The organism is Moritella sp. Urea-trap-13, assembly GCF_002836355.1.
Lineage (GTDB): Bacteria > Pseudomonadota > Gammaproteobacteria > Enterobacterales > Moritellaceae > Moritella.
This window is the reverse complement of record NZ_PJCA01000017.1, coordinates 1-379: the sequence shown is the minus strand read 5'-3', so window position 1 is coordinate 379 and position 379 is coordinate 1. Positions and strand designations below refer to the sequence as shown.

Annotated in this window: 1 protein-coding gene; it reads right to left on the bottom strand. The window is 46.2% G+C overall.

Annotated elements, in window-relative coordinates:
* A partial coding sequence (locus CXF93_RS02910; RefSeq protein ID WP_198551573.1) for an Ig-like domain-containing protein occupies positions 1-379 on the bottom strand: 379 nt, incomplete at both ends.

Here is a 379-nt window from a genome sequence, read left to right as displayed (position 1 = left end):
ACTACCATTACTGTTCAGTGTTAACGACCCATTCGCAGGCTCGCTGACTTTGATGGCGGTTAAGTTATCATTATCGCCGTCGCTATCATTGCTCAAGACCGTTGAACCATTCAGCGTAGCGCCTTCATCAACACTGTAACTATCAACCAGCGCCACTGGCGTATCATTTTGTGCAGCAATGTTGATGGACACTGTCACGGTATTCGAATCGACCGTGCCATCATTGACTTTATAGCTAAATGAATCCGTCGTGGTTTCACTGCCATCATGGGTATAACTAAACGTACCGTTACTGTTGAGTGTTAACGACCCATTCGCAGGCTCGCTGACTTTGATGGCGGTTAAATTGTCGCTCTCAGCATCCGTATCATTGCTTAAT